This is a genomic window from Allosalinactinospora lopnorensis (assembly GCF_000981225.1).
GTDB classification, from domain to species: Bacteria; Actinomycetota; Actinomycetes; order Streptosporangiales; family Streptosporangiaceae; genus Allosalinactinospora; species Allosalinactinospora lopnorensis.
The window spans coordinates 1-26,752 of sequence record NZ_LAJC01000078.1; the positions used below are offsets into that span (position 1 = coordinate 1).

The 26,752-nt window shown below is 69.6% G+C and carries 26 protein-coding genes and 1 tRNA gene; 15 read left to right on the forward strand and 12 right to left on the reverse strand.

Annotated elements, in window-relative coordinates; all coding sequences use genetic code 11:
- Nucleotides 1-55: 55 nt before the first annotated feature.
- From VS93_RS22220 to cutA, 7 genes are all read right to left on the reverse strand, one after another.
- Nucleotides 56-1,222: a zinc-dependent alcohol dehydrogenase gene (locus VS93_RS22220; protein ID WP_046471826.1), complete on the reverse strand. Its 1,167-nt coding sequence runs from the start codon at nucleotides 1,220-1,222 to the stop codon at nucleotides 56-58.
- Nucleotides 1,219-1,710: a hypothetical protein gene (locus VS93_RS22225; RefSeq protein ID WP_046471827.1), complete on the reverse strand. Its 492-nt coding sequence runs from the start codon at nucleotides 1,708-1,710 to the stop codon at nucleotides 1,219-1,221. Before VS93_RS22225 ends, VS93_RS22220 begins: the two co-directional genes overlap by 4 nt.
- Nucleotides 1,711-1,892: 182 nt before the next feature.
- Nucleotides 1,893-2,927 (reverse strand): cytochrome d ubiquinol oxidase subunit II, encoded by a 1,035-nt coding sequence (locus VS93_RS22230; RefSeq protein ID WP_046471828.1) that lies wholly within the window; start codon nucleotides 2,925-2,927, stop codon nucleotides 1,893-1,895.
- Between the two features lie 11 nt (nucleotides 2,928-2,938).
- Entirely contained in the window at nucleotides 2,939-4,303 is a 1,365-nt protein-coding gene (locus VS93_RS22235) for a cytochrome ubiquinol oxidase subunit I (protein WP_046471829.1), read from the reverse strand.
- A gap of 424 nt (nucleotides 4,304-4,727) precedes the next feature.
- On the reverse strand, nucleotides 4,728-5,213 hold the full coding sequence (locus tag VS93_RS22240; RefSeq protein ID WP_046471830.1) for a YciE/YciF ferroxidase family protein: 486 nt from the start codon (nucleotides 5,211-5,213) through the stop codon (nucleotides 4,728-4,730).
- 146 nt (nucleotides 5,214-5,359) lie between these two features.
- Nucleotides 5,360-5,977: a hypothetical protein gene (locus VS93_RS22245; protein ID WP_052745924.1), complete on the reverse strand. Its 618-nt coding sequence runs from the start codon at nucleotides 5,975-5,977 to the stop codon at nucleotides 5,360-5,362.
- On the reverse strand, nucleotides 5,977-6,321 hold the full coding sequence (cutA, locus tag VS93_RS22250; protein ID WP_046471831.1) for a divalent-cation tolerance protein CutA: 345 nt from the start codon (nucleotides 6,319-6,321) through the stop codon (nucleotides 5,977-5,979). Before cutA ends, VS93_RS22245 begins: the two co-directional genes overlap by 1 nt.
- A 55-nt stretch (nucleotides 6,322-6,376) precedes the next feature.
- On the opposite strand from cutA, the gene pyrE reads away from it, so the two are divergent.
- Nucleotides 6,377-6,910, forward strand: a complete 534-nt coding sequence (pyrE, locus tag VS93_RS22255; RefSeq protein ID WP_046471832.1) for an orotate phosphoribosyltransferase — start codon at nucleotides 6,377-6,379, stop codon at nucleotides 6,908-6,910.
- A gap of 29 nt (nucleotides 6,911-6,939) precedes the next feature.
- Here the strand turns inward: pyrE and VS93_RS22260 are convergent, their stop codons facing one another.
- Nucleotides 6,940-7,323, reverse strand: a complete 384-nt coding sequence (locus VS93_RS22260) for a RodZ domain-containing protein (RefSeq protein ID WP_082127112.1) — start codon at nucleotides 7,321-7,323, stop codon at nucleotides 6,940-6,942.
- Between the two features lie 351 nt (nucleotides 7,324-7,674).
- Between VS93_RS22260 and fbaA the strand changes: the two genes are divergently transcribed.
- The 9 genes from fbaA (at nucleotide 7,675) to VS93_RS22305 (ending at nucleotide 17,947) form a co-directional block, all read left to right on the forward strand.
- Nucleotides 7,675-8,697 (forward strand): class II fructose-bisphosphate aldolase, encoded by a 1,023-nt coding sequence (gene fbaA / locus VS93_RS22265; RefSeq protein ID WP_046471834.1) that lies wholly within the window; start codon nucleotides 7,675-7,677, stop codon nucleotides 8,695-8,697.
- A 128-nt stretch (nucleotides 8,698-8,825) separates the two neighbouring features.
- Nucleotides 8,826-9,242: a DUF3151 domain-containing protein gene (locus VS93_RS22270; protein WP_046471835.1), complete on the forward strand. Its 417-nt coding sequence runs from the start codon at nucleotides 8,826-8,828 to the stop codon at nucleotides 9,240-9,242.
- A gap of 197 nt (nucleotides 9,243-9,439) precedes the next feature.
- Complete coding sequence (locus VS93_RS22275) at nucleotides 9,440-10,723, forward strand: adenylosuccinate synthase (RefSeq protein WP_046471836.1); 1,284 nt, start codon at nucleotides 9,440-9,442, stop codon at nucleotides 10,721-10,723.
- A gap of 46 nt (nucleotides 10,724-10,769) precedes the next feature.
- On the forward strand, nucleotides 10,770-12,023 hold the full coding sequence (purD, locus tag VS93_RS22280; RefSeq protein ID WP_046471837.1) for a phosphoribosylamine--glycine ligase: 1,254 nt from the start codon (nucleotides 10,770-10,772) through the stop codon (nucleotides 12,021-12,023).
- A gap of 5 nt (nucleotides 12,024-12,028) precedes the next feature.
- Nucleotides 12,029-12,355 (forward strand): hypothetical protein, encoded by a 327-nt coding sequence (locus VS93_RS22285; protein ID WP_046471838.1) that lies wholly within the window; start codon nucleotides 12,029-12,031, stop codon nucleotides 12,353-12,355.
- 41 nt (nucleotides 12,356-12,396) lie between these two features.
- Nucleotides 12,397-13,704, forward strand: coding sequence for an adenylosuccinate lyase (gene purB / locus VS93_RS22290; protein ID WP_046471839.1), 1,308 nt, complete (start codon nucleotides 12,397-12,399; stop codon nucleotides 13,702-13,704).
- A gap of 93 nt (nucleotides 13,705-13,797) precedes the next feature.
- Nucleotides 13,798-14,706, forward strand: coding sequence for a phosphoribosylaminoimidazolesuccinocarboxamide synthase (locus VS93_RS22295; protein WP_046471840.1), 909 nt, complete (start codon nucleotides 13,798-13,800; stop codon nucleotides 14,704-14,706).
- Nucleotides 14,707-15,135: 429 nt separating this feature from the next.
- On the forward strand, nucleotides 15,136-16,431 hold the full coding sequence (murA, locus tag VS93_RS22300; protein WP_046471850.1) for a UDP-N-acetylglucosamine 1-carboxyvinyltransferase: 1,296 nt from the start codon (nucleotides 15,136-15,138) through the stop codon (nucleotides 16,429-16,431).
- A 262-nt stretch (nucleotides 16,432-16,693) separates the two neighbouring features.
- Nucleotides 16,694-17,947, forward strand: a complete 1,254-nt coding sequence (locus VS93_RS22305; protein WP_236700670.1) for a transcriptional regulator — start codon at nucleotides 16,694-16,696, stop codon at nucleotides 17,945-17,947.
- Nucleotides 17,948-18,005: 58 nt separating this feature from the next.
- Here VS93_RS22305 and hisC read toward each other — a convergent pair whose 3' ends face one another.
- Complete coding sequence (hisC, locus tag VS93_RS22310) at nucleotides 18,006-19,094, reverse strand: histidinol-phosphate transaminase (RefSeq protein WP_046471842.1); 1,089 nt, start codon at nucleotides 19,092-19,094, stop codon at nucleotides 18,006-18,008.
- A gap of 109 nt (nucleotides 19,095-19,203) precedes the next feature.
- On the opposite strand from hisC, the gene VS93_RS22315 reads away from it, so the two are divergent.
- Both VS93_RS22315 and VS93_RS22320 read left to right on the forward strand, forming a co-directional pair.
- A complete protein-coding gene (locus tag VS93_RS22315; RefSeq protein WP_046471843.1) occupies nucleotides 19,204-19,944 on the forward strand; it encodes a hypothetical protein in 741 nt (246 codons plus the stop codon).
- A gap of 288 nt (nucleotides 19,945-20,232) precedes the next feature.
- Complete coding sequence (locus VS93_RS22320) at nucleotides 20,233-21,426, forward strand: ATP-binding protein (protein WP_046471844.1); 1,194 nt, start codon at nucleotides 20,233-20,235, stop codon at nucleotides 21,424-21,426.
- Between the two features lie 121 nt (nucleotides 21,427-21,547).
- Here VS93_RS22320 and VS93_RS22325 read toward each other — a convergent pair whose 3' ends face one another.
- Complete coding sequence (locus VS93_RS22325; protein WP_082127110.1) at nucleotides 21,548-22,438, reverse strand: MauE/DoxX family redox-associated membrane protein; 891 nt, start codon at nucleotides 22,436-22,438, stop codon at nucleotides 21,548-21,550.
- Nucleotides 22,439-22,441: 3 nt separating this feature from the next.
- Nucleotides 22,442-23,395 (reverse strand): hypothetical protein, encoded by a 954-nt coding sequence (locus tag VS93_RS22330; protein WP_046471845.1) that lies wholly within the window; start codon nucleotides 23,393-23,395, stop codon nucleotides 22,442-22,444.
- Between the two features lie 296 nt (nucleotides 23,396-23,691).
- Between VS93_RS22330 and VS93_RS22335 the strand changes: the two genes are divergently transcribed.
- The 3 genes from VS93_RS22335 to VS93_RS22345 all read left to right on the forward strand — a co-directional run bounded on the left by VS93_RS22335 (nucleotide 23,692) and on the right by VS93_RS22345 (nucleotide 25,306).
- Complete coding sequence (locus tag VS93_RS22335; protein WP_082127111.1) at nucleotides 23,692-24,210, forward strand: SigE family RNA polymerase sigma factor; 519 nt, start codon at nucleotides 23,692-23,694, stop codon at nucleotides 24,208-24,210.
- Nucleotides 24,211-24,271: 61 nt separating this feature from the next.
- A tRNA-Ser gene (locus tag VS93_RS22340) sits at nucleotides 24,272-24,360 on the forward strand.
- A 226-nt stretch (nucleotides 24,361-24,586) separates the two neighbouring features.
- Complete coding sequence (locus tag VS93_RS22345) at nucleotides 24,587-25,306, forward strand: polyamine aminopropyltransferase (protein WP_046471852.1); 720 nt, start codon at nucleotides 24,587-24,589, stop codon at nucleotides 25,304-25,306.
- A gap of 339 nt (nucleotides 25,307-25,645) precedes the next feature.
- On the opposite strand, the gene VS93_RS22350 is transcribed toward VS93_RS22345, so the two are convergent.
- Nucleotides 25,646-26,095 carry a hypothetical protein gene (locus VS93_RS22350; RefSeq protein WP_236700671.1) on the reverse strand — a complete coding sequence of 150 codons (450 nt, stop codon included), beginning with the start codon at nucleotides 26,093-26,095 and terminating at the stop codon, nucleotides 25,646-25,648.
- Nucleotides 26,096-26,752 lie beyond the last annotated feature (657 nt).

Below are 26,752 nucleotides of genomic sequence, written 5' to 3' on the forward strand. Positions count from 1 at the left end.
CCACCGGGGCCGGGCGGGCCGGGTGAACCGGCGCTCGCCGGCGCCCCGCACCCGGTCACGGGTGCAGGACCGCCCGCACGCAGCCGTCCCGCTTGTTCTTGAACGCGTCGTAGGCGTGGACGCCGTCGGAAAGTGGCAGCGGGTGGGTGGCCAGATGCGCGGTGGGGATCTCACCGGCTGCCATGCGGTCGAGCAGTATCGGGATGTAGTGCTGCCCGTGCTGCTGGGCGCTGCGGATCGTCAGTCCTTTGTTGACCACCGCGCCCATCGGGAACTTGTCGACAAAACCGCCGAACACGCCGACCACCGACACCACCCCGCCCTTAGCGCAGGCGAGGACCGCCTGGCGCAGCGCGACGGCCCTCTCTCCGAGCCGCGCGGCCTGCTTGCCCCGGTCGTAGGCGTACTGCGGGCCGTAGCCGTGGGACTCCATGCCCACCGCCTCGATGCAGGAGTCCGGTCCCCGGCCGGCCGTCATGTCGCGCAGTGCCTCGGGCACGTCGTCCCGGCTGTAGTTCAGCGTCTCAAGACCGAGTTCCCGTTCGACCATGCCGAGGCGCTCCGGTAGGCGGTCGATCACGACCACGCGCGCGGCGCCGAGCAGCCGCGCCGCGACCGCGGCCATCTGTCCGACGCCCCCCGCGCCCCACACGGCCACGACATCCCCCGACTCGATGTTGCAGAAGTCCGCCGCCATCCACCCGGTGGGGACCGCGTCGGAGGCGAACACGGCCGCGTCGTCGGACAGCCCGTCAGGGACGGAGAACGCGCCGACGTCGGCGAACGGCACCCGGATGTACTCGGCGTGGCTGCCCGCGTAGCCGCCGAGGAGATGGGAGTAGCCGAAGATCCCGCCCCCCGCGTAGCCGTAGAGCGCTTCGAAACCTGCGGGTTCGGCGTTGCCGTTGTCGCAGTTGGAGAACAGACCCCGGCGGCAGTAGCGGCATTTCCCGCAGGAGATGATCGAGCAGACGACCACGTTCTCACCGACGCGGCGCTGCCGGACCGCGGGCCCGACGTCGACCACCTCGCCGAGGAACTCGTGGCCGAGGATGTCCCCCCGGCGCATCGCGGGAACGTAGCCGTCGATGATGTGGAGGTCGGAGCCGCAGACCGCGCTCGTCCGCACTCTGACGATCATGTCCTGGTCGTTGAGCAGGCGGGGTTCCTCGACGTCCTCGACGGACAGCTCGTTGACGCCCATCCAGCACAGTGCCTTCATCCTCGGCCTCCCCTCCGGAGTGCGATCTGGATCCGGTTCTGGAGACGCTCGTTCAGCGACCCGCGGGCGGACGGCTGCCCTTCGACGGTGACCGCCTCTCCGCACTCCAGGATCGACTTGAGCCGCCGTACATCCTCGCGCAGCCGCCCCGACTGTCTGCGGGCCCCGGGACCTTCCGCGGTCACCCGGATCTCCGTGCCGCGCTCCCCAGGCGCGGGCGATACGAGCACGCGCAGCGTGAGCCCGGTGTCGCCGGCCACGGGGCGGGCCGGCGCGGTCTCCTCCGTTGTGGGTGCGGCCTTGGCGAGCAGCCCGGGAACGCGTCCGTCCTCCCGCCAGGCCGCCAGCACGTCCGACTCGTCGGCCAGGACCGTGGCGGAATGGCGCACCGTGGCCTGGCCGGTGTGCGACCGCATCCGGTACCACGCCACCGCACCGCCGGCCGCCGCCGCAGCGATATAGGTGACCGCTGTCTTGTTCGTCCGCATTTCCGTACCTTTCGTAGCGGACCCCACCGCGCGGACGCGGGCCGACCGATCGAAGAGCGGGCACGGTCCACAGCGGTGGGACCGGCGTCTTACGCCGTTCAAGGCGAGGAGACACCGCTACCCCCGGCATCGCCGGGAAAACGGGTGCGCCGACATCGTGTCGCCCTTTCCGGCACCGGCCCTCAGGTGGAAGCCCCCGTCGACCCGCCGTTCCCGGACTGCTCGTCCGCGCGCTGGGAGATCGCGTACAGCAGCCACAGGGAGGGCAGCAGGAGCAGTGCGCCGACGGCGAGGGCAGCGAGGCTGGCCGCCAGAACGGTGCCGGTCGCGGCGGCGTCCTCCAGTGACACGCCGGGCAGGAGCCACGGATACTGCGCGACCCCCCAGCCCCACAGCAGCCCGACCACGGCCAGTGCCGCGGTCGCCCGGACCGTGAGGTAGAAACGTCCCCACACCAGCAGAAGCAGGGAGATGATCCCGAACGCCACGGACAGCAGCAGGAAGGGCAGGGCGGCGCCGGACGTCAGCTCGGCGAAGAGCCGGGGCGCGTCCGCCCTCAGCACGAGCAGGCCGGCGGCCGACAGCACTCCGACGATCGCGCCCGTGGCCGCGGCGCGGCGCCGGAACGCCTCGGCGAGGTCCGCGGCACCGAAACGCTGGGCGTCGCGGATGAGGTACACCGCCGCCAGGTAGGCGGCGGTCCCCACCGCGAGGGCCCCGCTGATCAGCGAGGTCGGGTTGATCCAGCTGGTGAACAGGTCCCCCTCTGCGATGCCCGGTGGTACACGGCCGGAGGCGATCGCGCCGGCCACCGCGCCGAGGAAGAACGGAGTGACGACGGAGGAGAAGGCGAAGGTGGCGCCGAACAGGCGCTTCTGCCACAACTCGGTGCTCGCCTTGCGGAAGGCGAATGCGGCGCCGCGGGCGATGATACCCAGCGCCACGAGGGTCAGCGGGATATAGAGCGTGGAGGCGACGGCGGCGAACACGGAGGGCAGGCCGGTCCACGCCAAGACGATGACGAAGATCAGCCAGACGTGGTTGGCCTCCCATACCGGACCGATGGAGTGCTCCACCAGCGCCCTCTGCCGGCTACCGCGCTCGGCGCCTCCGGCGAGCAGGTCCCAGGCGCCGCCTCCGAAGTCGGCACCGCCGAACAGGACGTAGGCGGTCAGGCCGAGCCACAGGACCGCCAGCGTGATCTCGGGCAATGGCATGACGCGCCCCCTCAGGTGGCCCTGTGGTCGGTGACGTCGCGCTCCTGCGGGGCGACCGACTCGGGTCCGTCCCGAGCCAGCCTGCGCATCACGTAGACGGTGGCGACGGTCAGCACCACATAGACCACTGACACCACCACGAAGCCGTACACAAGGCCGGGGGCGGGGTTGACCGCCTCGGACGTGCGCAGCACGCCGTAGACGATCCAGGGCTGGCGGCCGACCTCGGTGACGACCCATCCGGATTCCAGAGCCAGGACCGATGCCACGCCGGACAGGGCGGCCGCGCGCAGGAACCACGGCGAGCGCGGCAGGGTCCGGAAGCGCCACCAGGCCACGGCCTGCCACACGGCCAGCCCGAGCAGGGCGAAGCCGATTCCCACCATCAACTGGAAAGACCAGTGCACCACGTTCACGGGCGGGCGGTCCTCCTCGGGAAACTCCTCCAGACCGGTGATCTCGGCGTTCGGGTCCCAATGGGCGAGCAGGGACAGCCCATTGGGGATGTTGAGGGAGTAGCGCATCTCGTCGTCGACCACGACACCGCCCAGGTGGAGGGGGACGCCCCGTCCGGTGTCGAACACGCCCTCCATGGCGGCGAGCTTGGCCGGCTGGTTCTCGGCCACGAAGTGCGCGGCCCAGTCCCCGACACCGATCTGGATCGGGGTGATCACGGCGGCGACGGTGAAGGGGATGAGAAAACCGAGGCGGTGGTAGCGGTCGTTCCGTCCGCGCAGCAGCGCGACGGCGTAGACGGAGGCCATGAGGAATCCGGCGACCATGAAGGCGGCGAGGATCATGTGCACGGTCTGCGGCGGGGTGGCCGGGTTGAACATCGCCGCCCACGGGTCGACCGCCACGATCCGGTCGTTGCTGACGTCGAACCCGACGGGCTGCTGCATCCAGGCGTTGGCGGTGACGACGAAGAACGCGCTGGCCACTCCGGCCACGACGACGGGGACGCCGGAGAGCATGTGCGGCACCGGCGGAAGCCGGTCCCAGGTGTAGAGGTAGATGCCCAGGAAGATGGCCTCGATGAAGAAGGCGATGCCCTCCATGGCGAACGGCAGCCCGATCACTTCGCCGTAGATCCCCATCAGCCCCGGCCACAGCAGGCCCATCTCGAAGGAGAGGATGGTGCCCGAGACCGCGCCGACGGCGAATAATACGCCCATCGCCTTGGCCCAGCGCCAGGCCAGCCGCTGGTATTCGGGGCTCCCGGTACGGTGGCCGCGCCACTCGGCGATCAGGGTGATAGCGGGCATCCCCACGCCCAGGCACGCGACGATGATGTGCCAGCCGAGCGAGAGCGCCATCTGCGCCCGGGCCGCGCCCAGATCGGCCTCGACCACCGCGGCGAGGATCTGCGTATCCATCGGTGCCCCCTCCACCACCCAAGCCGACGCATGGCACGACTGATCCGTCAGGTGGAGAAGCCGATGGTCGCCCCTGTGGAATCCGCCCGGGGCGGGGCGCTGCCATCATTGCCGCCTCACCTTTGCGATACGCGCAGACGGCTCTCAGGTTCTTTTCGAAGCGGTGCCTGTACCGCGACCGGAAACGCCCGACGCGTTCACCATCCGTACAGGCAGCGGTCCTAGAGGTCCTACAGCGAACGGCGTGTGGAGTGCACCTATCGACCGTGGAGGCAGCTTTCTTACCCCTGGAAGTGGAAGGCGAAACCCGTCGATCGACATCCCGCCCGGCCCGCGCTCTGCGCGCCCCTGGAAGCCGCCACCACGACCGCGGGCCGCCCCGCCGTCCTCGTTGACGGAGGGGCGGTCCGCGGCGGCCGAGGAGCTACCCGCCGGCTTTCGCGAGCGCGCTGTGGACGGCCCCCGGGAGTTTCTCCTCGAGGAAGCGCGCCATGTCCTCCTCCTGGCGGAGGATGTCGGTGAGCCGTGCGGCGATCTTCTCTTCGCCGACCTCTTTGGCGGCCTGGATCAGGGCCCGATAGGACGCGATCTCGAAGTGCTCGGCCGCGTAATCGGCGAGCGCGTTCTTGAGCATCGTGTCCTGCGCCGGCCTGTTGGCCATCCCCTGCACCGTGCCGAACAGACCGGCGAGGGCGCTCTTGGCGCCGGAGACGCTGCCGCCGAGCGACTCGACGCACCCGCGGACGACCTCGGCCTGTTCGCGGGTCTCTTCGATGTGGCGCTCGATGCGCGAGCGCACCTCCTGGTCGTCCTTGGCGTCCTTGGCGTGGCGTTGCAGGGTCTCCTCCAACGCCTGCTCCATGGCGTAGGCGTCGTTGAGCCAGGCGATCAGATGCTCACGGCTGCTCATTCGAGAACCCCTTCCGCGGTGGCGGGCCGAAACGGAGGTCAGCGCCTCTCGCGTTCCCCCGGTGCCGGGACCGCTATCCACCTCCCCCGGTGACAAACGCGCCTGCGCTCCGATTTCCACGGCGGCGACCGCCACTGCGGCGGACGCTAGGCGGTGAGCTCGGCGCTCATCGAGACCAGGGCGTGCGCGAGCTCGGCGTCGTTGGGCGGCTCCTCGCTCAGGTCGGTGACCGGCCAGCCGCGCAGCCGCGCCATCCGGGCGCACTGCGCGTAGCGGGCGTCGGTGAGCAGGTACCCGCACGGGGCGTCGGGCCAGTCGTGCACGATGGGCAGGGCTTCGTCGCGGAGCTCCGCGGGGTCCGCCGCGCCGCCCGTGTCGCGCAGCACCTCCTCACCGGCCCCCTGCGCCGCGGCGAGTTCCGAGAGTGTGGGCGTTCCCTGCTGCGGAAGCAGCGCGTCCAGCAGCACGTAGGCGGGAACGCTCCGCCCCGCGGCGCGCTGCGCGGCCGCCACCTGGGGTGCCAGCGGGCCCGCCGCACCCCGCGCCACGAGCCGCACCCCCTCGCCCGGGCCGCGGCCGTGCAGGCGGTCGATCTCCAGCGCGGCGTGCGCGATGTAGCGCGCCATGTAGGGAGGCATGGCGGACGCGTCTGTCTCCGGAACGGTGCAGGGGATGTTCCTGCGCCGCATCTCCTCCGGGACCCCTCCCCACTGCTCCGCCGTGGCCAGCGGGCTGTGCAGCAGGACGAACCGGTCTTCCGACATCAGGCTCCGGCCCGGGTCTCGTCGACCAGCCAGTCCAGGTACTCGGGGTTGCCCCCCTCGATCGGCACCGCGATGATCTCCGGCACATCGTAGGGATGCACGTCGAGCAGGTGGGCGGTCAGGTCGGCGAGCCGGTCACCGGCGGTCTTCAGCACGACCATCCACTCCTCGTCGTGCTGGACCTCGCCCTCCCACCGGTAGAAACTGGTGATAGGGCCGCTGACCTGAGCACACGCGGCAAGCCGGTGTTCGATCACCGAGCGCGCGATCGCACCGGCCGAGGCCTGGCCGTCCGTCGTGGTCTCGACCCGGACCCGCTCCGTGCCGCCGTCCGAAACCGGCATGCTCGCCCCTTTCACTGATCAGGACATCGATCGGCAGGTTCTAGGCTCATGGAGCATGAGCGATCGCGAGGATCTCCTTCGGCACATCAACCATAAGGCCGTGATCCGCGGCAGGGTCACGCTTTCGTCGGGCCGAGAGGCCGACTACTACGTGGACCTGCGCCGGGTCACCCTGGACGGCGAGAGCGCGCCGCTGGTGGGACGGGTCATGCTCGACGCCGCGGCCGACCTCGACTACGAAGCCGTCGGCGGCCTCACTCTGGGCGCCGATCCTGTGGCCACGGCCATGATGCACGCCGCCGGTGCCCGCGGACAACGGCTCGATGCGTTCGTCGTGCGGAAAGCGGGCAAGGCGCACGGTCTGCAGCGCCGAATCGAGGGACCCGATGTCTCGGGGCGGCGCGTCCTCGCGGTCGAGGACACCTCCACGACCGGCGGCTCCGTGTTGACGGCGGTCCAGGCGCTGCGCGAGGAGGGCGCCGAGATCGCCGGGGTCGCGGTGATCGTGGACCGGGGTGCGCGGGCCGCGATCGCGGGAGAGGGGCTGGAGTACCGGGCGGCGTTCGAGCTGTCCGATCTCGACGTGTGACCCGGTTCTGGGAACCGCCGCGGGCGCGCTCAGGTCTCCGCGGTGCTGAAGCTGTAGCCGGGCTCCTCGCCTGAGATGTCCATGCGCTCACCGTTCACGTGCACCTCGACCGCGCTCGGGTCGCTGATGGTGACGTCCAACTCGGCCTGGTCGTAGGCCACGTACTGGCCCTGCTCCATGTCGGCGTCGACGAGGACATCACCTCCCGGCACGCGCACGAGGACCTCGCTGGATTCTCCGATGACGCGGATGTGCAGCGCCTTCGACTCCACGGCCTCGGCCTTGGCGTCGACGCTCGAGTCGGACTGGTCGTGTACAACGACGTCGCCATTCCCTGGAAGGGAGCGGTAGAGGAAGTATCCGCCCAGCGCAACCAGGGTAATGAAGAGCACGACGACCCCGGCCATGGCCACCATCTGGCCAGTGCCCCGAGGATCATTACGATGTCGTCCCACGGAAGCAGAATGTAGCGCGTATCACCCCCCATAATCGACGGCGGGCGGCGATAAAAGTGAACAAACCCCAGCTTATACACTAGGTGGGGTCAAGTCAGTACTAAAAGTGACCGACCTGACATGTCACCGGACTCGGAGCCATCGGCATATTCGCTCTTCATCGCGGCTGTTTTGGTCTAGACCTTTCGGGCGGCCGTGGTGTTCGCGATACTTGCCCGTGGACCCGATGAATGATCCAGTGAATAGACCGGGCCCACGTGTACGCGGGGCCACTCGAAGTCGCCACTCCAGGCCGAACAGGGAGTCACCATGCCTATCGCCACCCCCGAGGTCTACACGGAGATGCTGGGCCGCGCGAAGTCGCAGGGCTTCGCCTACCCCGCGATCAACGTGACCTCCAGTCAGACCCTCCACGCCGCGCTCCGTGGCTTCGCGGAGGCCGAGAGCGACGGCATCATCCAGATCTCCACCGGCGGCGCGGAGTACCTTTCCGGATCCACGGTCAAGGACATGGTCACCGGGTCAGTGGCGTTCGCCGAGTTCGCGCGCGTCGTCGCCGACAAATACCCGGTCAACATCGCACTGCACACGGACCACTGCCCCAAGGAGAAGCTCGACAGCTTCGTCCGGCCCCTCCTGGAGAAGTCCAAGGAGCGCGTGGCCAAAGGCGAGCAGCCGCTCTTCCAGTCGCACATGTGGGACGGTTCCGCTGTCGAGCTGGAGGAGAACCTGCAGATCGCCCGGGATCTGCTGGCCGCCTCCAATGACGCCCGCACCATTCTCGAGATCGAGGTCGGCGTGGTCGGCGGCGAGGAGGACGGCATCGTCGGCGAGATCAACGAGAAGCTCTACACCACTCCCGGCGACGGCCTGCGCACCGCCGAGGTCCTGGGCGTCGGGGACAAGGGCTACTACATGGCCGCGCTGACCTTCGGCAACGTGCACGGGGTCTACAAGCCCGGGCGCGTCCAACTGCGCCCCGACGTGCTCAAGGAGATCCAGGACGCCGTCGGCGCCGAGTACGGCGAGGAGAAGCCGTTCGACCTGGTCTTCCACGGCGGCTCGGGCTCCACTCTGGAGGAGATCCACGCGGCCATCGATTACGGCGTCGTAAAGATGAACATCGACACCGATACCCAGTACGCTTTCACTCGCCCGATCGTGGACCACGTCATGAAGAACTACGACGGCGTACTCAAGATCGACGGCGAGGTCGGCAACAAGAAGGCCTACGACCCCCGCGCCTACGGCAAGGCCGGCGAGGCCGGCATGGCCGAGCGGGTGGTCGAAGGCTGCAGGATGCTGAAGTCCGCGGGCACCAGGATGCGCTGAGCCCGCGGCCCAGTCGGCCCCCGATCCGACCGGTTCGGGGGCCTACGCGTGCCCGGTCGCCTCAATCGTTGGGCGGACGTGGTGGCCGGGCACGCCCCGAGGACCGGCGGCGCTGGCAGGATAGGGGCATGGAGCTGCATCAGAACCTGCTCGGGGAACCGCCCGAGACCCGCCTTCCCGACACCCCCGAGGCGCGGGAAGCCCTGGCCGCAAGCACCGACCCGTCCGAGGTGGCCGCCCGGTACCCGGTCTACTCGGCGGCGTGGGCCCGGCTGGCCGAGCGCGCCTTCGGCTCGGGCGACCCCGTCGCCGCCTACGCCTACGCGCGCACCGGGTACCACCGCGGCCTCGACCAACTGCGCCGCGCCGGCTGGAAGGGGCACGGCCCGGTTCCGTGGGAGCACGAACCCAACCAGGGATTCCTGCGTTCACTGCACATGCTCGCCGCAGCCGCAGGCGCCATCGGTGAGACCGACGAAGCCGAGCGCTGCGCCACTTTCCTGCGCGACAGCAGCCCGGCGGCCGCCAAGGCACTGCAGTCCTGACAACCGGCTCTGACCAGCCATGATGAACGGGCCTAGCGCGACCCAAGGACGGAACCACCCTTAACTCGCGAGCCCGGGTCATGTACGCTCAATATGCAAGGGCCCCTGTCGCTTTCTTGCGCCAGGGGCTTACCCGTGGGCGGGAACACTACTCGGACGTTTCCGGCCGGAGCGAACGAATGAAGAGGTAGACCTGGATGCCGGCGATCACGCTCGTTGGGGCCCAGTGGGGGGATGAGGGCAAGGGCAAGGCGACCGACCTTGTCGGTAACCGCGTGGACTACGTGGTGCGCTATCAGGGCGGCAACAACGCCGGACACACCGTGGTCATCGGGGACGAGAAGTACGCCTTGCACCTGCTGCCCTCGGGCATCCTCTCGCCCGACGTCGTGCCGGTCATCGCCAACGGCGTCGTCATCGATCCCGGGGTGCTCTTCGAGGAGCTGCGCGGACTACGGGAACGCGGCGTCGACACCGAGAACCTGCTGATCTCGGCGAACGCGCACCTGATCATGCCCTACCACCGTGCGCTCGACAAGGTGAGCGAGCGGTTCCTGGGCAAGGGCAGGATCGGCACCACCGGGCGCGGTATCGGCCCCACCTACGCCGACAAGATCTCCCGGGTGGGCGTGCGCGTCCAGGACATGTTCGACCCCAAGATCCTGCGCAAGAAGATCGAGCTCACGCTGAACGACAAGAACCAGATCCTGACGAAGGTCTTCAACCGCCGCGGGCTCGACGCCGAGCAGATCATCGACGAGTACCTGGGCTACGCCGACATGCTGCGGCCCTACGTCGCCGACACCTCGCTGGTCCTCAACCAGGCCCTGGACGAGGGCAAGACCGTCTTCCTCGAAGGATCGCAGGGCACCCTGCTCGACATCGACCACGGCACCTACCCGTTCGTCACCTCCTCCTCCCCTACAGCGGGCGGAGCGTGCGCCGGAGCGGGCCTCGGCCCCACGCGCATCAGCAAGGTCGTCGGCATCCTGAAGTCCTACACGACCCGCGTCGGCTCCGGCCCCTTCCCCACCGAACTGCTCGACGAGTCCGGTGAGTGGCTGCGCCAGCACGGAGGCGAGTACGGCGTGACGACCGGGCGCAACCGCCGCTGCGGCTGGTTCGACGCCGCCATCGCCCGATACGCCACGCGGATCAACGGCATCACCGACATCTTCCTCACCAAGCTCGACGTGCTCTCCGGCCTCGACCGGATCCCCGTCTGCGTGGGCTATAACGTCGAAGGCGTGCGCCACGACGAGATCCCCCTGACCCAGACGGAGTTCCACCACGCCACGCCGATCTACGAGTACCTCGACGGCTGGGACTCCGACATCTCCCACGTCCGCAGTTTCGAGGAGCTTCCCAAGAACGCCCAGGCGTACGTGCGTACCCTGGAGGAGATGGCGGGAGCCCCGATCTCCGCCGTCGGCGTCGGCCCGGGCCGCGACCAGACGCTTGAGCTCCGCTCCCTCGTCTGATGCCATTACTGTCAGAGTCCCCCCAGCATGCAAAAGGGTCCCTCCCGTGAAAGCCCTTGTCCTCGGCGGCGGAGGCCGCGAGCACGCGCTCATCCGAGTCCTGTCCCGCGACCCCGGGGTGACCAGCCTGCACTCCGCGCCCGGTAATCCGGGGATCTCGGCGAACGCCGAGAACCACGTCATCAACACCCTCGACGGGCTGGCCGTCACCGAACTCGCGGCCCGCATCGGCGCCGAGCTGGTGGTGATCGGCCCCGAGGCCCCACTGGTCGAGGGGGTGGCCGACACGCTGCGCGAACGCGGGATCCCGGTCTTCGGCCCCGACCGCGCCGCCGCGCGCCTGGAGGGGTCCAAGAGCTACGCCAAGGAGGTCATGGAGGCCGCGGGCGTCCCCACGGCCCGGTCCCGTGCCTGCAAGACGCCCGGGCAGGTGGCCGACGCGCTGGAGGCCTTCGGCCCGCCCTACGTCGTGAAGAACGACGGCCTGGCTGCGGGCAAGGGCGTGGTGGTGACCGAGGACCGCTCGGCGGCCGAACAGCACGCGCGGGAGTGCGGGCGCGTGGTCGTCGAGGAGTACCTGGACGGCCCTGAGGTCTCCTTGTTCGTTCTGTGCGACGGGACCAACGCCGTACCGATGCTCCCGGCACAGGACTTCAAGCGCGCCTACGACGGCGACGAAGGCCCCAACACCGGCGGTATGGGCGCCTACACGCCGCTCCCGTGGGCCCCGCCCGCCCTGGTCGACGGGGTCATGGAGACCATGGTGCGGCCGACCATCAGGGAGATGGCCAAGCGCGGCAACCGGTACCAGGGGCTGCTTTACGTCGGTCTGGCCCTGACCTCCGCAGGGCCGCGCGTCGTGGAGTTCAACGCGCGTTTCGGCGACCCCGAGGCACAGGTCGTCCTGGACCGCCTGGCCACCCCGATCGGCGCGCTCCTCCAGGCGTCCGACACCGGCGGTCTGGGCGGCATCGCCTCGCTGGAGTGGCGCGAGGGCGCGGCCGTGACGCTCGTTCTCGCAGCCGAGAACTACCCCGGCGACCCGGTCAAGGGCGACCCGGTCACCGGCCTGGACGCCGCCAATGCCGTCGAGGGCGCCTACGTCCTGCACGCCGGCACCGCCTGGAGCGGAGTACGCGACATCAAGTCCAACGGCGGCCGCGTCCTCAACGTCGTCGGAACCGGCGACACCCTCGCCCTCGCCCGTGAACGGGCCTACGACGCGATCGGCCGGATCGAGCTGCGCGGCTCGTTCTACCGCACCGACATCGCCGAGAAGGCCGCCGAAGGCGAGGGCTGAGGTCCTTGGAAGACGGAGGGCGGCGGTGGCCGACGGCCGCCGGAGACGAGCCGGACGGCGGCGCCGCAGGCCGCGGAACGGCTTCTTTCAAGTACAGCGGGATCCTCGACGGCCCCGAGATCGATGTCCGGGGACTGCGCGACGAGTGGACCGATCGCGAACGCGCGCTGGACGAGCAGTGGACGAGAACCGAATGCGCGGCCGAGACCGCGCCGAGCCGTCTCGGCGATGTCATCGGTACGGTTCCCGGGTTCGGCGAAGGATTCGACGTCGATGCGCTCCGCGACGAGTGGGAGCGGCGCTGCGCGTCACCGTCCTCGTCGAACTCGTGACCGCGTGAGTCGCCCTTCCGGGCACCTGCGAAAATGATCGGGTGATCGAGCGCTACACCCTTCCCGAAATCGGGCGCGTCTTCAGTGACGCCCACAAGTACGAGCTCTGGTGCCAGGTGGAGGTGCTGGTCCTGGAGGCGCACGCCGCCGCGGGCACCGTCCCCGCCGACGCCGTGGAACCGGTGCGCAAGGCGCCGCCGCCCACGCCCGAGCGGGTGGCCGAGATCGAGGCGGTGACCCAGCACGACGTCATCGCGTTCCTCACGGCATGGGCCGACAACACCGAGCCGCGCGACGCCGCCGCCTGGGTGCACTTCGGCATGACCTCCTCGGACCTGCTCGACACCGCACTCGCGGTCCAGTTGGTGGAGGCCACCGACATCCTGCTGGACAAGGCCGACACCCTGGTCGCGGCGCTGCGCGAGCACGCCCTGGAGCACCGGGGGACGCTGCGCGTCGGCCGCACCCACGGCATCCACGGCGAACCCGACGTGTGGGGGCACCGGGTGGCCGACTTCGCGTTCGGCATGGCGCGCTCGCGCGACCGGCTGCGGCACGCACGCGAAGCGGTCGGGGTCATGGCGATCTCCGGGCCGGTGGGCACCTACTCCAACATTGACCCGTCCATCGAGGCCTATGTCGCGGAGCGGCTCGGGCTGCGCCCCGCTGACGTGTCGACCCAGGTGGTACTGCGCGACGGTATCTCCGAGTGGGTGTCCGCGCTGGCGATCACGGCGAGCGTGTGCGAGGCGATCGCACTGGAGGTGCGGCACGGACAGCGCACCGAGGTGCGCGAACTGTGGGAGCCGTTCGGCAAGGGGCAGAAGGGCTCCAGCGCCATGCCGCACAAGAAGAACCCGATCATGTCGGAGCGCATCTGCGGCATGGCACGCAACGTCCGGGCGCAGATCGTGCCGGTGATGGAGGGGATCGCGCTCTGGCACGAGCGCGACATCTCGCACTCCTCCACCGAGCGCATCTCGCTGCCGGACGCCGCGATCGCGACCGACTACCTGCTCAACCTGACCACGAAGCTGGTCACCGGGCTGGTCGTGGACTCCGAACGGATGCGGGCCAACCTCGACGCCACGAACGGGCTCATCTACTCCTCCACCGTGGTCTCGGAGCTCATCGAGACCGGGATGTCGCGCGAGGACGTCTACGCGCTCGTGCAGTCCGCGGCGATGCGGACCTGGGAGAGCGGCACCCCGTTCCGCGAGACCCTGCGCGAGGAGGCCGCCACACGGGGCGCCACGCTGGACGAGGCGCGGCTGGACGAGGTGTGTCGACCGGAGCGGTTCGTGGAGCGCCTCGACGCCGTCTTCGCCCGGCTGAAGGCCCTCGGCTGAGGCCGCGGGGCGCGGCGCCGCCCGCGCGGGGCGGAGGCACACCGGCCGCCGCCCCTCTGAGCACCGAGCACGCACAGTACACCGAGGAGGTCCATGAGCGGCTTCGTCATCAAGCCCGAGCCCGTCGAGGTCGCGGGCCTCACCCATCTGCACACCGGAAAGGTACGCGATCTCTACGCCACGGCGGGCGGCGATCTGGTCATGGTGGCCAGCGACCGCGTCTCCGCCTACGACTGGGTGCTGCCCACCGAGATCCCCGGCAAGGGGCGGCTGCTCACCCGGCTCTCGTTGTGGTGGTTCGACCGGCTCGCCGACCTCGTGTCCAACCACGTGCTCTCCGACACGCCCCCGCCCGGCGCGCCCGCGGACTGGGCCGGGCGCACGCTCGTCTGCCGCCGGCTGGCGATGGTGCCGGTGGAGTGCGTCGCCCGCGGCTACCTGACCGGTTCCGGGTTGGCCGAGTACAACGAGAACGGCACCGTGTGCGGAATCCCGCTGCCCGCCGGCCTAGTCGACGGCTCGCGGCTCGACGAGCCGATCTTCACACCGGCGACCAAGGCCGAGGTGGGCGAGCACGACGAGAACGTCTCCTACGAGGCGGTGTCGGCCCGGCACGGCGCCGCGCTCGCGGCAGAGCTGCGGGACCGTACTCTCACGGTCTACACGCGGGGGCGCGAGATCGCCGAGCGGCGCGGCATCCTGCTCGCCGACACCAAGCTGGAGTTCGGTTTCACCCCCGATGGCGAACTCGTCCTCGCGGACGAGGTGCTCACGCCCGACTCCTCCCGGTTCTGGCCGGCCGACTCCTGGAGTCCGGGGCGGGCGCAGCCCTCCTTCGACAAGCAGTTCATCCGCGACTGGCTGGCCTCTCCGGCCTCCGGCTGGGACCCGTACGAGCAGGCCCCTCCCCCTCCGTTGCCGGAGGAGATCGTCGAGCGCACGCGCGCGAAGTACATCGACGCCTACGAGCGGCTCACCGGCGACACGCCCGAACCCGGGTGAGGCGCGGATCGTTCCGGCGCCGCTTTGCAGGCGGCGGATGCGCGGAGCTTTCGGAAACCGGGGGCCGGTGATCCCCGCCACGATGGCACCGAGCGCACCACGCAGCACATAGAGTGGTACCCGTCTTTTTGTCGGGTGGGGACCGCTTACCTCACCACCCGAGCGTGTCCATAAGACGATCACACCCCTTGCCAGTGGCCGATCAGCGAGGTCTCCTCGTCGGCCCGGCCAAAGAGTCACCGGCGGGCGATTCCGCGGCCGCATGATTTGTGCTGCCATAGAGGCATCGCGGATCGCCGTCACTGGTTTCGTGGTTGAACCCATCTCGTCGGAACGCTCCGCGTGGAATCCACATCCCATCACATAAGCACACCCGGCGAGCCTGACGAGTACGACCCTTACATCCGCCTCACAAAGGAGCTAATGAGCATGGGCCAGGAGGTTCGTTACCGCGTCCGTGGCGGCCGTCCCCTCAATGGGACAGCGTTCATCCAGGGTGCGAAGAACGCCGTCCTGCCAATGATCGGCGCCGCTCTGCTCGCGGCGAAGGGACGTACCGTTCTGCGCAACGTCCCGATCATTGAGGACGTCCACCGCGCGCTGGAGCTCGCCGAGCACATCGGCGCCAAGGTGCAGTTCCACGAGAGCGAACGCACGGTCGTCATCGATGCCTCCCAGCTCAACGACCCGCAGCGGGCCGTGCTCCCGGCTGAGATCGCGGCGCGGTTCCGCGGTTCGGTGCTCTTCGTCCCCGCGCTCATGCACCGCACCGGCCAGGCCCGGATCGAGGGTGTCGGCGGCTGCAACCTCGGTAGCCGCAACCTCGACTTCCACTACCGCGGATTCGCCCGTCTCGGCGCCGAGGTGACCGAGGATGCGGACCGGAACCACATCAACATCGAGGCCCGAAACCTGCGCGGCGGGCACCTCTACCTCGACACGCCCTCGCACACCGGCACCGAGAACCTGACCATGGCCGCGGTGCTCGCGCCGGGGACCACCGTGATCGAGCACGCGGCCCTGGAGCCCGAGGTGCTCGACGTCATCAACTTCCTCACACGCATGGGCGCCAAGATCTCGGGCGGCGGCACCGGGTTCATCAAGGTCGAGGGGGTCAAGGAGCTCACCGCCGTCGAGCACACGATCATGTCCGACCGCATCGACGCCGGTGTCTTCGCGATGATGACGGCCGCCACGGGCGGCGACGTCAGCCTGGTCGGCGCGCACCTGGAGCACCTGGGCGTCGCGCGCTGGAAGCTGGAGCAGATGGGCGTGGAGTTCGCCCAGCAGGGTGCCGTCCTGCACGTCCGCCGCGACCCCGGCAAGGCACTGCGCCCGATCAACGCCGTCACCTCCCCCTACCCGGGATTCGCCACCGACCTCCAGTCCCCGCTCATGGCCCTGGCCACCCTGGCCGAAGGTGAGAGCTACATCCACGAGGCCATCTACGACGGCCGGTTCGCGCTGGCCGACGAACTGAACAAGATGGGCGCCAAGATCGAGGTCGACGGCACCCGGGCCATCGTGCACGGCTCCATCAAGCTGCGCGGGGCCGAGGTCGTCTCGCACGACCTCCGAACGGGCGCGGCACTGGTCCTCGCCGGACTTGTCGCCGAAGGTGACACCATCGTCGCCCCGGGCTACCTTGTGGACCGCGGTCACGCACAGTTCGCGTCGCGGTTGGCCGCCCTGGGCGCCGATGTGGTACGCCTTGACGCCGCTTAGACGGTAGAGGTCCAGTTCAGCCGGGGTGTGAGGTTCTCTCTCGCCCGGCTTCACGGTGTTCTGTGCGAAACGATCTTCATTCGCCCCGCACAATGGGTACGATCTCGCAATCATGCCGTGACAGGAATCAGTTCGGGAAACCAGTGGGCGCACATAGTGAAGAGCGTGGAATGGTAGCGGGGAGCAGCCCGAGGTGAGTGCGCAGCGTACTGGCGATTTGACAATTGGTGTCATTGGGCCGCATGAAGTGGTTGAACGCGTCATGCTCATGGGTCCAGGGTCGACAGGCCCCCTCAACGCCAGACTCATCGCCGCCGCCTATCGAGATGAGCAAGAGGCGACCGACAAGGTACTGCGCCTGGGATCCGCGATCGACGCGTATCTGTTCGCGAGTCCCGTCCCCTATGAGTTCGCACGTAAGGCCGGGGTGTTGACCATGCCCGCCACTTACGTACCGCTCGGCGGGGCCAGTCTGCACGAGGCCCTCCTCCGGGCCACGTTGGACGAGAGACTCGACCCCACGCGGGCCAGTCTGGATGTCCTTGGACGGACCGACGTCGTCGAAGCCTATTCCGAGGTGGACCTGCCGATCGACGGCATCCACGTACACGAGGAGCTGACCAGTACGGCCCAGCTGACCTCCTTCCACGAGGGGCTGTGGCGTCGCAAGGTCACCAAGATGGCCATCACCTGCGTGCGGGGGGTGGCCGAGCGTCTGGAGGCCATCGGCGTACCGGCGATGCGGCTGCGTCCGACCAACGCGGGGGTGCGCAGCGCCCTGCAGACCGCCGGGCTGCTCGGCGCCCACCACCGGCTGGAGGAGGCCCAACTGGGCGTGGTGATCGTGGACGTCCCGACACTGCGCGACTCCACCCGGCGCTCCACGCCGCGTTACTGGCGCGACGAGCTGCGGCTGGCACTGCACCGCCTGCTGCTGCAGGAGGCGCACCGGATCAACGCGACCGCCCATCCGGTGGACGACCACACGTTCATGATCACCGCGACGAGGGGATCGCTGGTGTCGGCCACCGAAGGATTCCGCCAGCCTCCGTTCGTCGAGCGGATCAAGGCGGAGCTCGGCATCGCGATCGAGGTGGGGATCGGCATGGGCCGCACGACCCAGGACGCCGAAACCCACGCCCGCGCCGCGCTGAGCCGGGCGCAGGCCACGCGGCAGAGCTTCGCGGTGGACCGGGAGGGCCGTTCACTGGTGCCCGCGCAGCGTGCGCCACAGCGCCAGCAGAACCCGGAACCGCTTCGCACCAAGGGCCGCGAGACCCTGCTGCGGCTCTCGGAGAAGATCGCCGAGGAGGAGGGGCCGCTGGTGGTCGACGCGGAGAACGCCGGGCGGATGCTCGGGGTCACACCGCGCACGGCCCGCCGGCTGCTGCGCACCCTCGTCGAGGAGGGTCTGGCCTGGCCGCTGCCGCCGAACCGGACCCTGCAACCGGGCCGTCCGCGCCAGTTGTACCGGTTGATCATCGAGAAGATCGACAAGGACAAAGCCGGTAAGTGACCAGCGGTATTTAAGGACACGGGGGCGGCCGTCCCCGTGTCCTTTTCGGTCTGGCCCCTCAGTCCCGGTTGCGGCGGGGGAAGCCGTGTGCGACGGTCAGGAAGGCGTCGTTCTCCTCCGGCGTTCCGACGCTGATACGCAGCCCCTCGTCGGCGAACGGGCGCACGGCGACTCCCGCGGCTTCGCATGCGGCGGCGAAGTCCAGGGTGTGCGGGCCGAGGCGGAGCCACACGAAGTTGGCCTCGGTGGGCGGGACGGCCCAGCCGTCGGCGATGAGGGTGTCGCGCACCCGTTCCCGCTCCTTGACCGTGAGCGCCACACGCTCCAAGAGCTCCTCTTCGGCGGCCAGTGACGCCACCGCCGCCACCTGCGCCACGTGGTTCACCGCGAACGGCACCATGGTCTTGCGCACCGCTTCGGCGACGTGCGGATGCCCGATGAGGAAGCCCACCCGCAGCGCGGCGAGCCCGTAGGCCTTCGAGAAGGTCCGGAGCACAGCGACGTTCGGACGGTCGCGGTGCAGTCCGATCCCGTCGGGCACCTGGGGGTCGCGGACGTACTCCCGGTAGGCCTCGTCCAGGACCACCAGGACATGGTCGGGGACCCGGTCCAGGAAGTCGACCAGCCGGGCCTCGCCCACGGCCGTGCCGGTTGGGTTGTTCGGGTTGCAGACCAGCACCATACGGGTCCGGTCGGTGATCGCCCCGGCCAGCGCGTCGAGGTCGTGGGTCTCGTCGCGCAGCGGAACCCGGACCGACGTCGCACCGGAGAGTTCGGTGAGCAGCGGGTATGCCTCGAAGGACCGCCACGCGTAGCCGACCTCCGTCCCGGCCTCCGCGGTGGCCCCCAAGAGCTGCTGCAGGATGCCGACGGAGCCGGCTCCCAGGGCGAGGTGCTCCTCCGGCACGGAGAAGCGGTCCGCCAGGGCGGCGGTCAGCTCGGCGGCCCCGGTGTCCGGGTAACGGTTGAGCCGGGTGGCGCCGGCGGCGATGGCGTCGAGGACCGAGGGCAGCGGACCGTACGGGCTCTCGTTGGAGGAGAGCTTGACCGATCGCCCTCCGGGTCCCTCGACTTTACGGCCCGGCTTGTAACCGGGGATGGATCCGAGGACAGCCCGGAAATACGGCGAGTTCAGCTCCGACACCATTGTCCTTCCTCGATACTTTGTGCAACGCCAAGGCTACGCTCGGCGAACAATCGCCGGACATCGCCAGCGGACCTCAGCGGCAATATCGCACAGAAGAGGAAATAGCACCATGGACCACCCTCGGATACCAACGCTGCCGCTTCCGCCTCGGAAGAGGGCGGCCGCCGGCCTCAGCGCCGTCGCCCTCGCCGTCAGCCTCGGCGCCTGCGACTCAGGCGGGGACGCGGGCGGCGCGGAGGCCGACCCGAACGCCGCGGCCGCGGCCGAATTGCGGAACGCGCAGCTCCTGCAGTTCGAGGACGCCAAGATCGACCCCGACCAGAGTGAGCAGGGCACGTACGCCCGGCTCAGCACCACCCGGCAGAGGGAGGAGCTGCGCGAAGCCGCCGATCTGGACAGCCCCGAGTGCCTGGAGGCCACCACCCGGTGGGGGAAGCTGCCCGAGACGCGCGAGGCCCCCGCGTCGCTGGCCACCTTCCTCCGGGAGGAGGACACCATCAGGCACCTGCTCATCGAGCTTCCGGAGTACGCCTCGGAGGAGGTGGTCGAGGCCGCACCACCGGAGAAGTGCTCCAGCTTCGAGGCCACGATGGAGGACGGCACGGCCTCCGAGTACGCGATGCGGGAGCTGGAGCTGGACACGGTGGGCGAGGACTCCCGCGCCTTCCTCGTGGAGACCGAGACCGAGGGGGCGGCCGACACGGTCCTCATGTACACCCTCGTGTACCGCAACGCCGGCTACCTCGCGGCCACCACCGTTATCAGCGCCAACGAGGACGCGGACCACGAGGAGCTTCTGGTCGACTTCGCCAAGACCGCCCTGAAACGCGAGGAGAGGGTCCTGGGCTGATCCCGCGGCGGTCGTCCGCACCCGGCCGGGGAGGGTGGCGCCCGGCGCGAGGAGGCGGTACAGTTTGGCGAGTCGAACACGCGTTCGAGAGAAGGGGGAAGGGGTGTGGCCAGGGCAGCGCATGCATCCGGTCGGGCGGCGCCACGGCTCGGCGGGGCCGGGCGGACCCCCTTCTCCCTTCGCGATCGCCGGCGCCCGCACATACGGCCACGCCTCGACGATCAGGCGTCTGCGGATCTCTACGGCTCTCTAGAACCCGCGCTAGACGGGCGTATAGAGTCCGATGCCATGGATCCCGTACGCAACCCGTACGCCCCGGGCGCCGGCCAGCGTCCCCCCGAACTCGCCGGCCGCGAACGCGAAATCCGACAGTTCGAGGTCGTGCTCGAACGCGTGGCCAGCGGGCGCCCCGAACGCAGTCTCGTGCTCACGGGACTGCGCGGCGTGGGGAAGACCGTCCTGCTCAACACGTTCCGGTCGATGGCCATCCAGCGCCTGTGGGGCACCGGCAAGCTGGAGGCCCGCCCGGACCAGTCCATCCGGCGCTCGATCGCGGCCGCCATGCACATGGCGCTGCGGGAGCTGGCCCCCCGGCACCGCGCCCCCGACCGTGTCGAGCACGCGCTCGGCGTGCTGAAGGCATTCGCGCAGGCCAAGAGCGACGAACGCACGTCGTCGAAGCAGGGCGGCCCGCGCTGGCAACCCGGGATCGACGCCGTGGCGGTGCGCGGCCGGGCCGACTCCGGCGACCTCGAAATCGACCTCACGGAGCTGTTCGCCGACGCCGCGGCCATCGCCACCGATCTCGGTGTGGGCATCGCGCTGTTCATCGACGAGATGCAGGACATCCCGCCCGATGACGTCTCCGCGCTGTGCGCCGCCTGCCACGAGCTCGCCCAGAACGGCGGCCCGCTCATCGTCGTCGGGGCCGGTCTGCCGCACGTTCCGGCCGTGCTGTCGGCCAGTAAGAGCTATTCCGAACGCCTCTTCCGCTACGCCCGCATCGACCGACTCAGCCGCGAAGCCGCCGACCACGCGCTCACCGCCCCGGCCGGACTGGAAGAGGTCGGCTACGAGCCCGAGGCGCTCGAAACGCTCTACCGGATCTCCGACGGCTACCCCTTCTTCGTGCAGGCCTACGGCAAGGTCACCTGGGACATGGCCCTGAACAGCCCGATCACCGCCGAGGATGTCGGTGTCGCCGCCCCCGATGCCGAGGAGGAACTCGCGGTCGGGTTCTTCGGCAGCCGGTACGAGCGGGCCACCCCCGCTGAGCGCGACTACATGCGCGCCATGGCCGCTCTCGGCGACGATCCCGTGCTCACCAACGATGTCGCCGCGCATCTCAGCCGCCGCCCGTCGAGCCTGTCTCCCGCCCGGGACAGTCTGATCAAAAAGGGGCTGATCTACAGTGGTGAGCGCGGGCTGATCGCCTTCACGGTCCCACACTTCGGGAAGTTCCTGCGTCGCCAGCCAGCCTAGACGGGCGCCGGCGCTATCGCTCTCTACGCCCGTCTAGGGATTTCGCTATACACCCCAATGCAGTCCGAGCAAAGACCGCATCGGCTTGTCTACTCCCGTCTAGCTTCAGCGCTAGAGGCCGTTATACGGATTCGGACCGGTAGGCCCGCACCGTGCTGACCCCGGCCGCACCGGCTCCCACTCCCTCCCGGGGACGGAACCGCCGGATGTCCGCGGCGACCTCCCCGAGGATCGCCAGTCTCGCTCCGGTTTCCACATCGGTGATGGCGGCGCGCACCACGGAGTGCCGCCCGTCGATCGGAACGCCGAACACGATGTCGACCGGCCTCTCACCGCGCCGTCCCGGATACCGGAGGAACCGCCAGCACCCCTGGCGCCAGACATCCACCGGTTCCCTCCCGACCACCATGGCGGTGTTGAGGTGCCATACGTCACTCGTCCACAGCCGGGAGAGCGTGCGGCGCAACGGCACCTCGCGCACATCGCACGAGTCGCGGTGGTACAGGCTCAGCGCGAACTCCTTCAGTTCCGGGGAGAGCGCCGCCAGCAGTACGACCTCGATCGCCACGGCCGCGCCGTGCCAGGTCGTGAAGTCGCCCAGCACACCGAGACCCGAGGTCTCCAACCCGAGTGCCGCCGCCGCGGCGCCGGCGAACAAGGCCGCACGCGTGATGGTGCGCCACCCGATCGGCGCCGTGCTCAACCCGCCGAAACAGCCGCACCCCATTTCCGGGTCGCGGCGGCGCAGCCCGAACAGGGCGGCCACACCCCCGGCGAAGAGCAGTGCGGCCCACGCTCGTGCGATGTCGCCCGGGTATCCGACCAGCACCAGCAGCGCCACGGCGAGCACCGCCTCGATTCCGCCGTGAACCAGCGTGGACGGCCGGTGCAGCCGCGGGGGCAGCAGATTCGCGAGACCGCGGACAGCGGGGTCGGTGAGTTTGGCGATCGCGCCGAGCAGCAGCACCAGAGCGACGATCGGAAGCTGGATTTCGCGAAGGATGTCGAGCACGGGTCACCCCACCCTCATCGTGGCGTTAAAGCAGCCGGCCGTGGGGGTGCCGCCCAGGCCGACGAAGCTCAGCAGGGTCAACTGCGCGAGGCGCCCCCTCTCCCCCGGGGCGCCTGCCGCGCACCGGTCGCAGAAATGCGCGGAGGCGGCCCCGCAGGCCACGATGGGGAGTACAGCCGTGTCGCCGGTGTAGTCGTTGCGCAGCGAGAACGTCGTCCCGAGGGACATCAGCGGCAACGGGAGGCAGCTCTGCCGCCGCTCGCAGCCGTCGCCGCAGTCGCTCGCCGAGTCCAGGGCCGGGTACGCGGCGCCCACCAACCGGGCGAGCGGATTCACGTCCGTGGCGTGCCCGAGAGCGGGGTCGTACCAGCTCACCATGCCCGAAACCTGGGAACGGCGCTCGTAGGCGAGCGGCCGCCGAGGTGCCTGTCGGACAGAGTACGGCGGCTGCGTGGTGGCGGGGAGGACGGCGTGCACCTCGCCGTCCCGCCACACGCCGATGGCGTCGAAGAGGTAGCCGGGTTCCAGCACCGGGTGGCGCACGCGCATGCGCCCGGACACCCGGTAGGGAATCACCACCGTGGCGCTCGGGCGGTCATGGCCGATGTCGACCTGCACCGTTTCCTCGTGGCTGCTGCTGATCACCCCTGTCACCCGGGCCATCTGCGCCCAGACCTGTTCCGCGACCCGGCTGCCGTCAGCCGCGTAGCGGAGTACGACGTCGTCACCGGGATGCAGTTCGTTCGGGGCGGCGTCGCCGCCGCGCCAGAACGAGGTGGTGCCCGTGAAAGGGAAGGACTCCTCGCCGGCCGGGGTCGCGAGATGCAACGTTTGCTCGCTGACACCGATCAGCCTGCCCCGCGCGGCACGATCGGTGAGCTGGTCGGGCGGGAGCGCCGCCTCCGCCCCCAGCAGAGCCGCGGTGAGCCGTCTCCGTGCCTCCACATCTACCGGCATCGCCCCTCCTGCCTCCCCGTGTCCCCTTCCATTCTCACGATCCGCCCCCTGGGCACCGGGGTCCGCACCGGGCAGCTCGGGCTGGTCCTTCTGGCACGTGCGTTTCTCCATTCAGCCGGCGAGACGGTGGTCCGTTGCGTCCGGATCAGCCAGTTTTGCAGAAGATGATGCAGATAAGAGCTAATGATTACTTCTTCTAGGCAACAGTCTGGAGAAAGGTGAAGATATGACCGAGAGCACGCGCTTCGGGGCGCAGCGAAGGGCGTGACCAGCAGCCAGTCCGGATCGGTGGTCGTGTGACCGGAACAACGCGACACTCCAGGTATGCGGAATTCTCGCGCTACGTCACCGAACGCGGCCCCGCACTGCTCCGCATGGCCCAGTCGCTGACGACCAACCCCGCCGACGCCGAGGATCTACTGCAGGCCGCCCTGGTCAAGACGTTCTTCGCCTGGGAGCGCATCACCAACCCGAACGCCCGCGACGGCTACGTCCGCCGCGCGATGGTGAACACCCAGATCTCAGAATGGCGGCGGCGCCGGCTAGAGGTCTACCCCACCGACGACGTCCCCGAGCAGCGGATCGATGACCCCACCTGGAAAAGCGACCTCTCCGACGTGGTGCACCGGGCCATCGACCGGCTTCCCGAGCGGCAGCGCGCGATCGTCGTCCTCCGCTACTACGAGGACATGAGCGAGGCCCAGATCGCTGACCGGCTCGGCGTCACCGTCGGTACGGTGAAGAGCACGATCTCCCGGGCCGTCGCCAAACTCCGCCGCGACGCCGATCTCATCATCGAGCGCGCCACCACCTGACACCCCGTCCCTCATTCGCTTTGCGCCCCTCCCCCTGCCCTCGGTACTCTTGTCTCAGCCAGGAGGATTCGCCTAGTCCGGTCTATGGCGCCGCACTGCTAATGCGGTTGGGTGGCAACACCCTCCGGGGTTCAAATCCCCGATCCTCCGCAGGTCAACCGGGGTCTGACACTGAGTGTCGGGCCCCGGTTTTTTGTGGGGTCGCAGTTCGGGGTGCGGTCCATAGCGCTCTGCCGCGGCGCATGGGCGGGCTCCGCACCGACGGATCCGTCCGAGGCGGCCCGGACGCTGCGGAGTCCGGCTTTCGCGCTGCGGCCCGGCCGGTGACGCGGATCTCCTAGGATCCGTGGGAGTAGGTGCGGACCGGGGGGTTGTGGTGAGTGCTCGTTTCCAGGAACTCGACTGGCGCCAGACGCCTATGGGCGCCATCAGCCTGCGGCGCCGCCGCGATCCGGTCATCGGCGAGGACGTCTACGAGGTCAAACTCGACGATGACTTTCTGATGTCGAGCATGTTCACCCTCGCCGAGACCGAGGCCGCACGGCTGGCCCTGGCCCGGCTGGCGGGCACCGGTCTGGAGGTGGCCGTGGGGGGACTCGGACTGGGCTACACCGCCCAGGCGGTACTGGCCGATCCCGCCGTGGAGTCGCTGGTGGTAATCGAGGCGCTCGGCGAGGTGATCGAGTGGCACCGGCGCGAACTGATCCCGGCGGGCGCCGCCTTGGCCGCGGATCCGCGGTGCCGGCTGCTCCAGGGCGACTTCTTCGCGATGACCGCGCGGTCCGGGCTGGATCCCGCCTCGCCGGCTCGCCGCTTCCACGCCGTCATCGTCGACATCGACCACTCGCCGCGCCACCTGCTGCACCCCGACCACGCCCCGTTCTACCGGCCCGAGGGCATGCGCCGTCTGGCCGAGCATCTGCACCCGGACGGTGTCTTCGCCCTGTGGTCCAACGACCCGCCCGACGAGGACTTCACGGCCGCCCTCACCCAGCACTTCACCGACGTCACCGCCGAAATCGTCCGCTTCCCCAACCCGCTGCAGGACCGCGAGGCCGCCAACACCGTCTATCTCGCCACAGCACCCGCGGCCTGAGGGAACCCGCCGCAGCGCCCGTTCCGCCCTCGCCCCGCTCCACGGGGATCCACATCTCCGCGTCCGCCCGCGTCCTGCGCCCGAGCCGGTCGGGTCCGGATCGCGGTGCGGACGTCCTGTTCGGATCTTCCCGGTGGACGCGGCGCACGGGCCCCCTGTGGGCGGCACAGAGGAACGCGTGAGTCTGTGGCCGCCCGACCTCCGAGGGAGTGGTGAGGCCGGGCGGCGGTCGGAAGGCCCCGGGGGCCTGTGCCCCCGGGGGAGCGGGAACCGTCCTCCACACCGGCACGGTCCCCTTATGCCGCTCCAGGCCCCTGTTTCTCTGGAGCGACAGCCGGTTCACGGTCGCCAGTCGACGGCGCGCTCCACGAGATGGGTACGCAGGGTGGCGGCGGTGGCGCCGCACACGGCCCGGCGCTCGGTCTCCACCAGCGCGGCCGCCAGAACCGCCGCCTGCTCCCGGGCGATCGACCCGTGGCTGCGCAGGCAGGGGGTGATGATCTGGCGCGCGTGATAGCACTCGCCGTCACCGACCTGGTGCGACATCCCGACCACGTAGGTGCGGGCCAGCCGCCGCAGCGCGGTCTCGCGGGGCAGCATGTCCCGGAAGCGGCAGCAGACGCGCTCCCCGGGGACGAGGGTGACGGCCTCGTAGGTAACGCTCTGCCAATCCTCGTCCACCACGGTCAGGGGGACGTCCATGGCGCGCGCCCATGCCTGGAGCTCGCCGAAGTCGCGGGCTATACGGGTGCTGGGAGGCGCCGGTTCGCCTTCGCGCTGCCGAGGCACCACACGCGTTGGTAACTGGGCTGGATGCTCACCGGACCGCCTCCGTTGCTGCGCCGCTGTTCCCGTGTGGTGCAGGAGACCGGGTGCTTCCCGGGTGCGCTGCGGACCGTGTGAGCCAGCGCGGCGGTTCCGGTGTCGCCGCGCAGATCGCGGCCCTCGGTGGGGAGGTGCGTCATGACGACACCCCCGTGGTCTGTGCGGTGTCCATCAGGGCGGCGGGACCGGCGGGCTCCCGGTCGACGCCTTCCTGCGCGTGCGCGTTGGGCATGCTTGCGCTCCTTAACCGAGCCTCATACTGCACACGCGTCTGAGCCCGCTTTCGCTCAACCTCAGTGAGATAAAAGCCCTGGCGATCTTGCGGAAACCGTTCCCGCAAAGCGGGCGGTTTCAAGTGATGCGTACAACAAGGTGGTCGTTGAGGGCTTCGGCGGGGTTTTGGTGGTTGGTCGTGTCCGCTCGCGGGATTCGGGTGTGTGGTGGTGGGGGCTTTCTGGTGGGGGTTTTGCGGGGGTTTAGGTCTGCGGCAAAAGGGCCGGTGTGCCGGATTTGTCCACCCTTACCGCCGCTCGGGGTGGGTGGGGGTGCCTCCGGGGCGGATACGGCGCCCCGGAGGCGGTGGGTCCCGCGTGCGAGCACCTGCCGTGTCCCGTTTGGCGG